Genomic DNA, 14,973 nt, shown 5'->3' with positions numbered 1-14,973 from the left:
AAATTAGAATAGCAAAATCAGCATAACATTTGTTATTCGTTAATCCTGAACTTTCTTGTCTGTTCTTTAAGCAATAAGTCTGTATAATCCGCCGCCTATTTACACTTCAATTTTGATGCGTTCTACCTGCTATTCAGTGCTACCCATCACCTAAGGATATTTCTTTGATTTCAACCGCAAACATCACCATGCAATTTGGTGCTGAACCTTTATTCGAAAACATCTCAGCCAAGTTTGGCAACGGCAATCGTTATGGCTTAATTGGCGCTAATGGCTGCGGCAAGTCAACTTTCATGAAAATCCTTAGTGGTGCACTTACTCCTAGTTCAGGTAATGTTTCTATTACTCCAGGATTAAAACTTGGCGTACTAAGCCAAGATCAATTTGCCTTTGAACAGCATAATGTTATTGATGTTGTGATCATGGGAGATCGCAAATTATGGGAAATCAAACAAGAGCGTGACCGCATTTATTCTTTACTTGAAATGAGTGAAGAAGAGGGTATGAAAGTCGCAGAACTTGAAAGCGAATTTGCCGAGATGGATGGCTACACTGCCGAAAGCCGTGCCGGTGATATTCTGATCCAAGCGGGTATCGAAGAAGAATTCCATTTTGACTTAATGCAGCGTGTTGCACCGGGTTGGAAATTACGTGTGTTGCTAGCTCAAGCGCTATTTGCTAACCCAGATATTTTGTTGCTCGATGAGCCAACCAATAACTTGGACATTCACACCATCAACTGGCTAGCAGAAGAATTGAACCAGCGTAAGTGCACGATGATCATCATCTCGCATGACCGCCACTTCTTAAACTCAGTGTGTACTCACATGGCGGATATCGATTATGGCGAACTGCGTATTTATCCGGGTAATTACGAATATTTCCTTGAAGCATCGAGCTTGATCCGTGAGCAATTACTTTCAAGTAACGCTAAGAAAGAAGCCGAAATTAACGAACTACAAGATTTTGTGAACCGTTTTGGTGCTAATGCATCTAAAGCTAAGCAAGCTAGCTCTCGTGCTAAGAAAATGGATAAAATCAAACTCGATGAAGTGAAATCATCAAGTCGTATTAGCCCATCAATTGATTTTGGTGAAGGAAAAAAACTGCACCGTTTAGCATTAGAGCTTCAAGAACTCGGCCACGCGTTTGAAGATGAATTACTGTTTGAAGGCGGTAATCTATTACTTGAAGCCGGAACTCGCCTTGCAGTCATTGGTGAGAACGGTGTAGGTAAAACCACTCTACTACGTTGCCTAGTTAAAGATTTAGAGCAAAACCAAGGTGTGGTGAAATGGTCGGAAAATGCCTCTATCGGTTACTGCCCACAAGACAGCACCAAAGATTTCGATAACGACTTGAGCATCTTTGACTGGATTTCACAATGGCGTACCACCAAGCATGATGACTTAATGGTGCGTGGCATTTTAGGTCGTCTACTCTTTACTGCGGATGACGCGAATAAAAAAGCGCGTAACTGTTCTGGTGGTGAAAAGAACCGTCTATTGTTTGGCAAGCTAATGATGCAAGACATTAACGTATTAGTGATGGATGAGCCAACCAACCATATGGATATGGAAGCGATTGAAGCTTTAAACTCAGCGCTTAAAGTCTACAAAGGTACTTTGATCTTTGTTAGCCACGACCGCGAGTTTGTTTCCTCGCTTGCGACCTCAATCATTGATGTGAAAGACAAGAAATTAGTGAGCTTCCAAGGTACTTATGATGAGTACTTAGATCATCAGAAGAAGATGATGGCTGTGGCGTAAAAAAGCTTAACCCAAAAATCAAAGCAAATAAATAAAGGCAATAATCCTAGCGATCACTGCCTTTTTTATTGATACGGCTGACTCATCAAAATTCAGATCAAGCAAACACTGTCTGCGCCCAGCGAGCTAAACCTGCGGTCACCGAACCAAAATAGTTTCCGCTAACAATTGGTATATTAGGTAGTTGTTGCTCTAGTGCTTGGCGTAAAAATGGCGAACGAGCACTACCGCCAGTCATAAAGATCACATCCGGTTTTTTAGTCGCTTGGTTCATCACTTCGGTAACTAAGTCCATCATCTTTTGCATTGGTGTACCCACTGCTTCCACCATTTGGTCTAGACTGATATCAAGCTCGAGCATCTCTGACGCTACAGGCATTATCAGTGAGTGTTTCTGAGCATCCGATAAGCTAATCTTAGCTTCTTCCGCTTTACGCACAATTTGATAGCCTAGTGTATGTTGGTAAGCGGCTAATAATCGGGCTAACTTCTCTGGCTCTTTGGCTTCTTTTTGTAATCGCTTTAATGACTTGTGATTTGCTGTTTCGTAAAAATCTTTTTGCGCCACCACGTTGTTAATTGCGATGGGGTTCCAAAATTGAGTGATCGGCATTTCAATCCCGCTATTCATTTGCGAACCAAAGCCAAACAAAGGCATGATTTGTTTAAACGCCAGATAAATATCTAAATCATTTCCACCTACACGCTGTCCACTATGCCCTAATAAGCTCTCTGTTCGGTCGGTTTTTTGTTGCCAATCTGGGCCCATTTCAATCAATGAACAATCAGTTGTACCACCGCCGATATCCACCACGAGTACGGTTTGATTTTGGCTCAGGGTACTTTCATATTCTAAACCAGCAGCAACCGGTTCAAATTGAAATTCAATGTCTTTAAAACCTGCCCGAGTGGCGGCGTGTAATAGAATGCTTTCGGCTTGACGGTTGGCATCAATACCACCACGTCCGTGAAAGTTTATCGGACGCCCAATCACTGCTTGAGTAATATCTTGCTGGCTAGAAAGCTCGGCTTGGCTCTTGATGTTCTTCATCATGCTACAAACTAGATCTTCAAAAAACACCAGTTGAGTCTCATGCAAACCGCTCGCCCCTAAAAAAGATTTCGGCGATTTTACATAATAGACTTCTTGCGGGTCGGAAAGGTAAGTATCCAGTGCTTGCTGACCAAATTGAACATCGCCTAGTTGCAATTGGATATCTTCTTCTCGATTGAGATTGATAGCGCGTCGCAGTGCTTGTTCACCCGCTGTATCTTTAGGTTGAACTTGCATGAAGCGGTAGAGGTATTCAGCGATCGATTCACGTGTAGGCGCACAAATAGTCGAGGGTATGTAATGGCTATCGCCTTCTAGTGACAATAAACGCGGCTCGCCTTTATCCATCATTGCGACAGAACAGTTTGCCGTTCCATAATCAAAGCCAATAAACATATCTACCTCTACAACGCTCAAAAAAGGGCGCTGATAGTAGCGTATTTAGGGAGAAATGTGCAGGGAATTATAAGGCTATAGCAAGCAATTATTTGCTGCGTGGGCAGTTGTCACACAGGTCACGTCCTTCGCAGCGATACACCATACAACAGGTGGTGCGAACGTAATGCCATTTGCTTTCTACTAAATCGTAATGCAGTGAATCCATTGCTTTTGTCGATAATCCAAAGGCTTCTAACCAGCGTTTAGCATGCTCTGGAATATACTCTTGCGGTAGGTCTTTGTGTAAATCTTGTAAGCGTAATAATGCCATTACCAATAAATCGGCAAGAACATGTTTGGTAAAGCCCGGACGAATTCGAACATTCTCATCAAGCTGAGTACGGTAATCTTCAAATAACGGTAATAACTCGTTAGCAGCAATCTTGATAAGCTCTTCAGGTTCGCCATCATGCATCGGCACATCTTGCAGCGTAAAACCTGCTACAAAATTCGCATCTCCTCGCCATTGTTGACTAATGCTCGACATCACAGGTAAAGCACGAATACCATAAATACTGATAAAACTTACATAAACTGGCTGCCAAACTAACAAAGTCCAGGTACGGTTTAACCAATAGGCATGACCCGCTTCGGGATGAGAAAGCTGAAGTTTGGCGTAGATGTCTTGTAGCAGTTCTTGATTGTTATGATCTGAGAGTAACCAATCATCACCTAGCGACGCTTGCACCAGTTCGCTGCCAAATAATTCACCTCGGAGATAAGGCGTCACATGATCGGCATAATGGAATAATTGTTGGTATCTAGGATCACTCACAGCAAGGCTCATCAAACTTAATTACGTTAAGCGCAATGATACTAATTTTCATTTAGATTTAAAAGATAAAGTTGCGTGATTCGGGCCTCGTACTTATTCCATGTCGTCATCCCCTACATGAGCCTAAGCGAAGAAGATAGGGGATCTACTTAAAGCCAGCTGAATCCTTGAGTCCGTAATGCTCTATAACGCGTGGTAAGTAGATCCCCGGTTCCTCGTTGTTTGAGTACATTGATGTGGTTAATAACATTGTTACTCGGCCCGAGGATGACGGTTTTTTTTGGTGCCGAGTAGCGTGTTTCGAGTTACGTGAAAAAGCAAAAAGCGATCTTTACCTGCTTCTCGTGTCTCGATCAAAGCGTCCTCCGCTCTCGCCCCGCATCACTCAACAAAAAAGAGCTAACCAACGGCTAGCTCTTTACAGTGATTTGCTAAGTGATGCTATACGTTAGAACTTATAATCAAACTTAAATTCTACGGTACGCTCTTCGCCATACCAGCAGTTTGCTGAGTCATAACAAGTGAACGTATCTTCATCAAATAAGTTATTAACGCTTAAGTTAACCGCTGCGCCTTGTAGGCTGTTGGTTAAATATGCCAAATCATAACCTAGAGACAAATCAACTACCGTGTAATCGGGCACTGTATCGGTATTCGCAGCATCCATTTGACGTTCGCCAATATAACGTGCACCTGCACCAAAGCGAGAACCGCCTAAGATACCGTTATACACGTAGTAGTTAGTCCATAGCGTAGCAGCGTGTTCAGGTACGTAAATCGGTGTTTTGCCTTCAAGCCCTGTCGTGTCTTTGGTGATTTCCATATCAGTATAGGTGTAGCTTGCCGATACATCCCAATTATCTGTCAGCATGGTACGGCCTTCAAACTCAGCACCTTGTGAGCGAATTTCACCCACTTGGATCTTATCTTGGAATGTTGGGTCATTAGGATCAGCAACCACTACATCACTTTTCACAATATGGAACAACGAAGCCGTCATTGATGTTGCATAATCTGCTGATAAATACTTCACACCACCTTCGATTTGTTGGCCTGTTGATGGGTCAAATTTATCACCGTTTGTATCAACACCGGCTACCGGCTCAAAGCTTGTAGCATAATTGATATATGGAGACCAACCAGAATCAAATTCATACATGGCACCAACACGGTATGAGAAATTATTTTGATCAATCTTGGTTACCGTACCAACGTAATCACTGGTAGACTTATAATTATCAAAACGCCCGCCCGCCATTAATACTACGCGGTCAATTCGCATCTGGTCTTGAAAATAAAATCCTAATTGATCCACTTTAACATCATCAATATAGATACCATCTACAGCAACTTGAGAACGATCTATTTGATTATTGTTTGGAGCAAAAGCATTAAAGCTTGGCGCAGTGTAACTACCGTTGTAGGTATAGCTGGTGTAATTAGAGCTACCTTCTAAGTGTTGATAGTCCACACCAAATAATAGGTTATGCTCAACTGGCCCAGTCACTACACGTCCAGACAACTGGTTATCAATGGTGAAGCCTTCTGACTCTTCATCTGTGCTATAAATATAGCGATCTAGATTTCCTGTCGTTGAATTCCACCCTGTCGAAGCATGGTAAGTATTCTCTTGATACAAGTCAGCTTTCATATAACGAGCATTTTGCAAGAACGACCAGTTTTCATTGAATGAGTGATCGATCTTATAACCAGCCATCCAGAATTCACGTTCAAACTGACTCCAGTTTTTATCCCCCATGGAAGCATTTTTATCTATGTTGCCGTTCGGGTTATCCCATACCGAACCAGACGCTGGCATCGCTGAGTTCATGCCCATATTGGGATCGTTCTGATAATAAAAATTGAAGTTTACTAAGGTATTATCAGTCACATACCAATCGATAGACGGTGCAATAACGTAGCGTTCTTCTTCGGTGTAATCGACTTGCCCATCACGATGAGAAGCGGAACCGATCAAGCGGTAATACACATTTGAATCACCAAACTGACCCGTTGTATCAATCGAAGCTTTGACTAAGTTACGAGAACCTGTCGCAATTGAAACATCGGTACTGCGTTCTTTTTGAGGAGACTTGGCAATTAGGTTAACCATACCACCCGGTGGCATAGCTCCATATAAAACAGAGCTTGGACCTTTAAAGATCTCAACACGCTCTAAAGCAATTGGGTCAATTTGTGGCTGTAAGTTCCAACCAACTAGGTATTGTAAAACCAGCCCATCGTAATACATTTGGTTGTTTTCAAAACCGCGGATGTTGTAGTTGTCATACATGGTGACACTACCGCCTTTCAGCTCTGCATTCACACCCGGTGCATAACGCAGCGCTTGCTGAACCGATGACACACCACGGTTTTCAAAGTCATCAGAATTGATCACTGAAATAGCCTGAGGCGTTTCTTCTGGTTCAAGTGACGTTTTAGTCGCAGTATTACGGTAGGTTTGGCCTAGAACCGTAATGGTTTCTTGTTCTGTCGCCGCTGCATCTGCTTCTTCAGCCATCAAATTAGAGGCAAATAGAATACTGGTAATCGCTAAAGCCAGTGGGCTAGCAGTAAGTAACTTTGATGTGTGAAAAGCGGATTTTGTATTTTTCAAACGAGGCATTTTCCCTTCCTACAAATGGTTGCTCATTATTAATCGATAATCATTATCATTTCTAAATGATATCTATTTGCAACAATGGAAAGTTAACAATTTGGTGCATCTTTGAGTTTGGAGGGAACTTTTTGTGATATCGACTTTCGCGCTTCAAAGTGAAATTATTAGCGCACAAAGAAACGTTACGATTTATGATTCTCAATCGGTAACCAATACTCCATATAAGCATCCGGTGAGTTCAATTGATAGTTAGCTGAATAGATTTCCAATTCAAAACCGTCTACCCCACTGTAGCCACTTTGAGGTAACCAATCGCTAAATAACCATTCCAATTTTGATTTAAGCTGCGCAATCTCACCACGATGAGGTAGAACCACATATTGTTGATCGGGAATGTGTAACTGCTTTAAATTTGCCGGTAAATGATCACTACACTCTTCCGATGCCCAATAAGTTAAGCGGTCATCATGCAGTGATAACGTATCGATAACCCCATAACGAAGAACCGGTGTGTTATTCACTTTTGTGGAATGGCTTACTCGATTATCCATTGCTGCATGACCAATAGCATCTTGTGATTTTAAACGTTCAAACTCATGCCAAATAATAGGCACTAATTGCTGAAAATCAGGCTGAGAAGAAAATAACCCTCCGATCTCTCCTCGATAACCAGCTAAACAAAATGCGGGCTTATGCTCAATTCTGATTTGGGTGAAATCATGTTGGTCAACCCCCAAGGGTAACGCTTGAACATTCGGACTTGAAGAAATATGACTACCTGAAGGGACAATATAAGTAATAGGCTGGCGTAATCCAGTACGAATACCACGCTTACGGTACTCTCTTGGTGAGCAACCAAAAAATTGTTTGAAGGAACGACTAAAACTAATTTCAGAGTTAAAACCAAAGGTCAATGCAATATCCAGCACCCGCTCTGTAGGTGAATCCAAAAGACTTTCAGCGGCACCACTGAGTTTTAACTCTCGGATATATTGCGCGACGTTGACCCCAGTTTTGGCAGTAAATACGCGTTGTAGCTGCCAACGAGACCAACAACTTTTTTTCGCTATATCATCCAAAGATAAAGGCAGAAATAGATGGTGGTGAATAAACTCTAACACCTTTTCGATTCGAGTAAACTGTGTTGATTGCACGCTACGCCTTACTACCTCAGTCCTGCCATTAAGAAGACATTCCTTGAGGTTCATCTTGTGGTTGACTTTGCAGTTTATTGTTTAGAAATACAATCCAGGTTTGTGCAGAAGCCGAAGGTTGTACTTCATTAAGGCGCTTGGCCTCTGCCAGTGCATCGTTATACTTTTCTATGCGATACAATAGTTGGATCTTCGCTAAACCAAATTCAGATTTTTTGGCATAAGGTTGCGCTTTGTCGATCACTTGGCTGGCTTTATTGTAATCTTTTTGTTGAATATATAACTGAGTTAGCGGCCAGTAGTACTGAGCATTACGTTTAGCTAATGCTTCCCAACTTGCAATGGCTTGTGACCATTCACGCGCCATTTGATAATAATAAGCTTGCGTTTTTTGATTGGTAATCGTCTTACTCTCTGGGTAGGCTTTGAACATTTCTTCTAAAATTCGTGCGCCACGCTCTGGAATCTTATTTTGTGCATACAGTTGAGATAACGACTTATAGTCATTAATAGTAAATTCGAGATTTTGTTTTTTCGCCAAAGAATACGTTTCAAGTGCCGATTGGTTTTTATGCTGTTGCAGTTGAGTGGAAATTTGCTGTTGCCACCATGCTTTATTATCAGGCTCAAGACGGATCAGATTGCTCAACGTATCTTCCGCATTTCTCCATTGCTTTAATCTAAATTCCGCGATAACTTGCATGCGTAATGCTTGTAAACGTTTTTTAGGATCGGGAGCTTGATACTTAATGACGGCACTACGAACTTGTGTCCATTGTTGCAGTTGGTAATAAGTGGCAGCTAAACGAAAGTACACTTCATTAGTGTCTTTTTTAAATTGTGCTTTATCAGCACTGTTTGGGGTATATTTTACCGTTAGCGTATTACGATACTCTTTGGCTGCATTGGCAAAGTCTTGCTCAGAATACAAGATATCTCCCAACATTCGATTCGCTTGCCACTGAACTTTAGGCTCTAAAACGTTTAAGCCAACCGCTTTTTTTAACACTGATATTGAAGATTTTGGTTGGTCCGCTTGCCAGTAGTAGATCGCCAAAACTCGATTGACAAACGCTTTGTCATAATCCGCTTTAGGATCATAAGACGTTAACACTCGAATCGCTTTATCAAGATGATCATTTTGTGCCAACTCACTCGCTTGAGTCAGTTTTTTACCAGTATAAGGCGTCACCCCTGCGGCACTACTATTGAATGACACAGCAAGTAGGCTGGTTACCAGATACACCAATATTGCCTTCTTATTTACCAAAGAAAGCGAAAGATTGTGAAATAACTTATCTATATTCAACATTATAAGTTTGACCATCATTCTCTATAATCTTCTGACTATTCATTACCATAATGACAATGAGTTTATTGGCTGATCTTAAATTCAATTTTCACTTGTTGCCCTGGTTGCTTCACTGCATTACCACCTTCAATTTGAGGTTGATATTTCCAGTTTCGCAGCGCTTGAACGGCTGGACGAACAAAAGCTTTAGAAGGCTCAACCTCAACCACTTCAATATCTTCAGGGCGACCTTGCTCATTGATGGTAAATGACATCACCACATAGCCTTCAATTCGACGCTTCAACATTCGTTGTGGGTAGGTTGGCTGAGCACGATATAACGGCATCGCTTGCTGTTGTTGACCTACCCCTTGAGAAATATTGTTGCTGACATTAACGTTAGGCATATTGATCGCCACACCTACATCCGAGAATGCCATATTGGTATCTAGTGCCGCTTGAGGCGCTTGAACTGATGGCATCGACACAACTGGCGTCGCTGGTGTTGCTAATGCTTGTGGCTGCTCTGGTACTTTTGGTGGTTCAGGCAGTCGGCGCTGACGACGTTGTGAATCGGAATCTTGTTCTTGCATCACGACATCAAACGCCAGTGGTCCTTGGTCATCAGTCACACCAGTTTTGACGCTTCCGACCATCCAAGACATAAATGCAAATAACGCCACTGCCGTGACTAGGCCAAGTGGAATGGCAATCAATAAACGTAACGATGCGTTATTTATATTGTGAGCTGTACTACTGTCACTCATCATCCATTCTCGCTTAAGACTTATCAGCCGTAGCTAAAGCAATTTTTGAAATCCCTGCACCTTTGGCAGCATCCATCACTTCCACTACTGTACCGTTATAAGCATGTTTGTCCGCTTGGATAACTAAGCTTGCATCCGGTTTATCAATCGCGATTTTTTCTAATGCGGCTTCTACGCGTTCAACATCGACACGACGCTTATCGATATACACATCGTTAGCGGCCGTTACGGCAATAAAAATTCCCGCATCTTTTTGTGCTGTCGCATGAGAGGCTTGAGGTCGATTGACTTCAACACCCGATTCATTAACAAATGAGCTGGTTACGATGAAGAAAATCAACATGATAAACACGATATCAAGCATCGAGGTTAAATCGACTTGCGCTTCTTCTTTTGCTTTTGTGGGACGAACTAATCTCATTCGCCGCTCCTTAATTGTTGTTCCAAGTGCATCTCTTTACGAGTTGCGACTTTCACTAAACGAGAATGGGCAAACATTCCAACTAATGCGGCAACCATGCCTGCCATTGTTGGTAATGTTGCCATTGAAATACCTGAAGCCATTAATTTTGGGTCGTTGCTACCTGAAATCGACATCAAATCAAATACGGTGATCATGCCGGTTACTGTACCGAGTAAACCAAGCATTGGGCATAGACTAACCAGCACTTTAATAAGGTCTAGGTTTTGATTCAGCACTACATGAGCTTGCTGCAACATACCTTGTTTTTGTGCTAGTGCGTACCAAGAATCATGTTCGTAGCGCTGCTTCCATTGATCTACCCAATCTGCCTTAGCATGACGGTAAGACACACTCAAAAACAAAATACGCTCAATAATCAATACCCAGCATAAAAGCACAACCGCACCTAGCCACCACAACACTTGCCCACCGCGAGCCATGAACTCTAAAAGATGAGAGCCCATCAACTCAGGGAATTGAGTGGAAATCCAAGCCAACATTACGCATTAGCTCCGGATAAATTGGTTGCCGATAAATTGGCTTTATCTGATTCAATTTCCGCACGACGAGCCACTAAGCTTACTCCTTGTTTTTCAAGCGTATTGCGGATCACTTCTGCGCGGTTTGAAAGAATATTATGTGCTAGCAACAGCGGCATCGCAGCGACTAAACCAAGTACCGTAGTGATCAAGGCCATCGAAATACCACCCGCCATCACTTTCGGATCGCCATTACCAAATTGAGTGATCACTTGGAAGGTTTCGATCATGCCGGTTACGGTACCTAGTAAGCCCAACATTGGCGCAAGTGCCGCGAATAACTTCAGCATTGACAAACCACGCTCTAAGCCTTGCTGCTCATCAAGAATACTTTCTAGTAGGCGCAGTTCTAATGATTCCACTGACTGCTTTTTTTCTTTGTTATACACATTAAGAATGCGACCTAGCGGGTTGTCGTCCGTTGGATTTTCAGGTTGTTTTAACTGCTTTGAAATTTGTTGCTGCGTCATCATTAAGCGAACACCGCGAACCAACGCAATGATTAAGCCAATCACTAAAATGACAATGATGACTTTACCAACAATACCTGCTTGCTCGATGCGTTGCATCAAGGTTGGCTTATGCGCATATTGCTCAAGCATCACACCACGAGTAGGGTCGATAAGCATGGCTTGATTAGCATCTTGCTTAAAGCTTGCCAACGTTGGTGCATCCGATGGTAGTGCTAAATAATTGGAAGCTTGTTGATGAGCAAAATCCCATTTCACATAACCTTGCTCGGTGAGTAGTGCCATATCGCCAATACGTAGTGCCTTCACTTGCTGGGTTTTACCATCACCTTGCACGAAAGGAAGTATCACAGAAGCCACTTCACTACCTGTCGCCACCTTATATTGCATCGCTTGCCATAGACCATTCAGCAATTTTAAAGATGGTAGCGTATCAGTGCTGATCACTTTATCTAATGTGGTATTAAATGCTTTACCTTGTTCACCAAGTAGTGACGTTTCATAACTTGGCTGAACATCTTTAGCTGCTTGACGAACTACGCCAAATAATTCACCTAAACTACCCGTCGCTAACTGAAGCTCTTTTTCTTTCTCTGCCAGAATTTCTTCGTTGGCAGAAAAAGTCTCACTCAACTGAGCATTTTCTTGTTCAATTTTTGCCAGTTGTTTGGCAAGTTGATCACGCTTAGCTTGCAGCGCAGCACGTTGCTTAGCACTTAACGCCACACGCTGTTGATTATGTGCATTTTCCGTTTGTTGTTCTACTTTCGCTTTGTTATCTAGGCTTGCAAGATCATCGGCTGATGCACTGATACTTACAATCGCTAAACTTATTGAAGTAATAAAAAGAGACAGTAACTTCATTATTTTGTCTCCTGAGTTAAAGAATTAGACGCGGATGCTTGAGTCACAGAAAGTGGTAAATTCAATAAGCTTGGCGCTTGTTGTTTATTAGCCAATGCATAAGCCTGATTGATATCCGGCTTTTGATCCGCTGACACTTCTTGCCATTGTTTTTGAGATTGTGACCACAACCACGCATGCTGCGCATCTTTGCTACGAGCCAGTAATACGACTTTACCAACATACAATAAATCTACTTGGCGTGTATCATCTTGGCCATCATTATCTTGGTTTAGCTTAATCTGACCTTCATAGACACCAAGCTTTGAGCCGTAGTCTATTTCAATTTGGTAGGCTTCTAAAATTCTGCGGTATTTTTCTGCATCAGAAATATCTGAACGTCCCATTAGGGTTTTCAATTCATCAAGACGTTTTTCACGGCTATCAAAACGAACTGGGATCCCTTGCTCTAAAGAGAGTTGCAGACCATCAATCATGTGATACATCAAAGGCACTACCCCTTGACGTGTTTCCTCAATATTAGTCAATTGATCATCAATACTGACTTTTTCAGCTTCTTGGCTTTCTACCAGCTTTTTCAGGTGAGTTTGATATAAAGATAGGTTATCAACTTGATCTTGCAGGCGTTCTATTTCGCCTTGCAATTGGAAACTCTGGTCGGAATTCGCATCAATCTTTTGCTGTGCATTTTTCGCCACTTGATTGGTCTGACGCTCAATATTGCGTGCATTATCCAAAGAATCTGCCTGAGCTGAAAAACTAGAAATGGCCAATAGCGCTAACGTAATACCTTTAAGCTTGGTACTCGATTGTGCATAACGAGAAAGTGTTATTGATGATGGAAACTGCATGATTAAGTCCGTTCAATATAAGACGTCAGATAAACCAACGGATTTCAGTGAAGAAAACATTCTATATGATAAAAACGCAAAAGTTAATGATAATAGTTACCATTAAGAATAAATATTAAAAATAACCTTAATATAACTCAGGTTTATATCATTTTTATAGAAAAGCTCCGTAAGTTTAAAGCAAAAAAAGCCGATCAATCGATCGACTTTTTATAAAGTATTTTATTGCAATTTCACCGAACTCAAAGTAATTGAAGTTGCAGCGAGGCGACAAGTGAATGAGACCTCATGAGGATAGCTCGCCTATGTGATTAAGGCGAGTGAACGCAGTCAACAAAGCTGCAGCTTCAAGTACGAAGGGTTAAGCGTTTGCTTCACGCTCTGCAATAAATGCTAATGCCATTTTGATGCGAGCAATGACACGCTCTTGACCAATTAATTGCATGACTGCATCAACAGATGGAGATTGACCACCACCGGTTACTGCAACGCGAAGTGGCATACCAATTTTACCCATTCCGATTTCTAGCTCTTCACATACCTGTGCAATCATGCCGTGTAGGTTTTCAGTCGTCCAGTCGCTCAAGGCTTCCACTTTGCTTAATGCTAACTCAAGAGGACCTTTCGCTACGCCACGTAAGTGTTTCTTCGCTGCGCCCGCTTCAAACTCAGAGAAATCTTCATAGAAGTAGCGAGATTGTTCCGCTAATTCAATAAGAGTATTACAACGCTCGCCAACCAGTTTGATCACATCAGTAATCGCAGGGCCATTTTCGACGTTGATATTTTGGTTATCTAGGTGCCATTGTAGGTGCTCTGCTACGTACTCAGGCTCAGACGTTTTGATGTAGTGGTTGTTCAACCAAAGTAGTTTATCCGTGTTAAATGCTGATGCTGATTTGCTGATTGCATTTAAGCTGAAGAACTCAATCATCTCTTCGCGAGAAAAGATTTCTTGGTCACCATGAGACCAACCTAGACGAACTAAGTAGTTATTTAGTGCATTCGGCAAGTAACCTTCATCACGATATTGCATTACGCTTACTGCGCCATGACGTTTTGAAAGTTTGGCACCGTCATCACCTAAGATCATTGCACAGTGAGCGAAAGTCGGAACCGGCGCACCTAGTGCTTCATAAATGTTGATTTGGCGAGGTGTGTTGTTGATATGATCTTCACCACGAACCACGTGTGTAATACCCATATCCCAATCATCAACTACTACACAAAAGTTGTAAGTCGGAGAGCCGTCAGTACGACGAATGATTAAGTCATCCAATTGGGTGTTTGAAATTTCGATACGGCCACGGATTTGATCGTCAAAGACTACCGAACCTTCTTTCGGGTTACGGAAACGAATTACGCATGGGTCCCCTTCTTTCGCTGCTTGGTTTACGGCAACAATTTTTGGGTGATTGGCATCGTAACGCGCCATTTCTTTATTCGCTTCTTGTTCCGCGCGAATTTCATCAAGGAGTTCTTTTGATGCGTAGCATTTGTAAGCTTTATCTTCAGCGAGTAGCTTATCAACCATTTCGTTGTAACGATCAAAGCGCTTAGTTTGATAATAAGGACCTTCATCCCAATCCAAACCCATCCATTGCATACCTTCTAAAATTGCATCAACCGCTTCTTGGGTTGAACGTTCAATGTCAGTATCTTCGATACGTAAAACAAATTCACCGCCTTGGCTTTTTGCGTATAACCAAGAATAAAGAGCAGTACGAGCACCGCCTACGTGAAGATAGCCTGTTGGGCTAGGAGCAAAACGTGTTTTAACCGTCATCAAAATTACCTTATCGAGTGTTTTACAAAACAGGTTTTTGACTCACTGCGTGGTGAAACCAATACAGTGGCAAAATGTTGGGCACATTCTAGCACCCAATGCTAGGCACTAAAATAGCCAACCAATAAATTG

Annotated in this window: 12 protein-coding genes; 1 reads left to right on the top strand and 11 read right to left on the bottom strand. The window is 42.1% G+C overall.

Going from position 1 to position 14,973, the window contains the following annotated elements; translation table 11 throughout:
• Nucleotides 1-164 precede the first annotated feature (164 nt).
• The gene (locus ACE3G9_RS11605; protein ID WP_417881048.1) at nucleotides 165-1,769 is read left to right on the top strand and encodes an ABC-F family ATPase; all 1,605 of its coding nucleotides are present in this window, start codon (nucleotides 165-167) and stop codon (nucleotides 1,767-1,769) included.
• Between the two features lie 97 nt (nucleotides 1,770-1,866).
• Here the strand turns inward: ACE3G9_RS11605 and yegD are convergent, their stop codons facing one another.
• The 11 genes from yegD to gltX form a co-directional block, all read right to left on the bottom strand.
• Nucleotides 1,867-3,219: a molecular chaperone gene (gene yegD, locus ACE3G9_RS11600; protein WP_449219199.1), complete on the bottom strand. Its 1,353-nt coding sequence runs from the start codon at nucleotides 3,217-3,219 to the stop codon at nucleotides 1,867-1,869.
• 88 nt (nucleotides 3,220-3,307) lie between these two features.
• On the bottom strand, nucleotides 3,308-4,036 hold the full coding sequence (locus ACE3G9_RS11595; protein WP_449219198.1) for a siderophore ferric iron reductase: 729 nt from the start codon (nucleotides 4,034-4,036) through the stop codon (nucleotides 3,308-3,310).
• A 448-nt stretch (nucleotides 4,037-4,484) separates the two neighbouring features.
• Nucleotides 4,485-6,662, bottom strand: a complete 2,178-nt coding sequence (locus tag ACE3G9_RS11590; RefSeq protein ID WP_449219197.1) for a TonB-dependent siderophore receptor — start codon at nucleotides 6,660-6,662, stop codon at nucleotides 4,485-4,487.
• 176 nt (nucleotides 6,663-6,838) lie between these two features.
• The gene (locus ACE3G9_RS11585; RefSeq protein WP_449219196.1) at nucleotides 6,839-7,810 is read right to left on the bottom strand and encodes a helix-turn-helix domain-containing protein; all 972 of its coding nucleotides are present in this window, start codon (nucleotides 7,808-7,810) and stop codon (nucleotides 6,839-6,841) included.
• A 28-nt stretch (nucleotides 7,811-7,838) separates the two neighbouring features.
• A complete protein-coding gene (locus tag ACE3G9_RS11580; RefSeq protein ID WP_449219195.1) occupies nucleotides 7,839-9,056 on the bottom strand; it encodes a tetratricopeptide repeat protein in 1,218 nt (405 codons plus the stop codon).
• Nucleotides 9,057-9,184: 128 nt separating this feature from the next.
• Nucleotides 9,185-9,868 (bottom strand): energy transducer TonB, encoded by a 684-nt coding sequence (locus ACE3G9_RS11575; protein WP_449219194.1) that lies wholly within the window; start codon nucleotides 9,866-9,868, stop codon nucleotides 9,185-9,187.
• Nucleotides 9,869-9,881: 13 nt separating this feature from the next.
• Nucleotides 9,882-10,289: an ExbD/TolR family protein gene (locus ACE3G9_RS11570; RefSeq protein WP_027697458.1), complete on the bottom strand. Its 408-nt coding sequence runs from the start codon at nucleotides 10,287-10,289 to the stop codon at nucleotides 9,882-9,884.
• Nucleotides 10,286-10,795, bottom strand: coding sequence for a MotA/TolQ/ExbB proton channel family protein (locus ACE3G9_RS11565; protein ID WP_449219244.1), 510 nt, complete (start codon nucleotides 10,793-10,795; stop codon nucleotides 10,286-10,288). The genes ACE3G9_RS11570 and ACE3G9_RS11565 overlap by 4 nt, the downstream gene beginning before the upstream one ends.
• A 35-nt stretch (nucleotides 10,796-10,830) precedes the next feature.
• Nucleotides 10,831-12,204, bottom strand: a complete 1,374-nt coding sequence (locus tag ACE3G9_RS11560; RefSeq protein WP_449219193.1) for a MotA/TolQ/ExbB proton channel family protein — start codon at nucleotides 12,202-12,204, stop codon at nucleotides 10,831-10,833.
• Nucleotides 12,204-13,055 (bottom strand): DUF3450 domain-containing protein, encoded by an 852-nt coding sequence (locus ACE3G9_RS11555; protein ID WP_449219192.1) that lies wholly within the window; start codon nucleotides 13,053-13,055, stop codon nucleotides 12,204-12,206. The genes ACE3G9_RS11560 and ACE3G9_RS11555 overlap by 1 nt, the downstream gene beginning before the upstream one ends.
• A gap of 361 nt (nucleotides 13,056-13,416) precedes the next feature.
• Entirely contained in the window at nucleotides 13,417-14,841 is a 1,425-nt protein-coding gene (gene gltX / locus ACE3G9_RS11550) for a glutamate--tRNA ligase (RefSeq protein ID WP_417881039.1), read from the bottom strand.
• Between the last annotated feature and the right edge of the window lie 132 nt (nucleotides 14,842-14,973).

This window comes from Vibrio sp. E150_018, from assembly GCF_053544035.1.
This window is presented reverse-complemented; position numbering and strand designations above follow the sequence as displayed.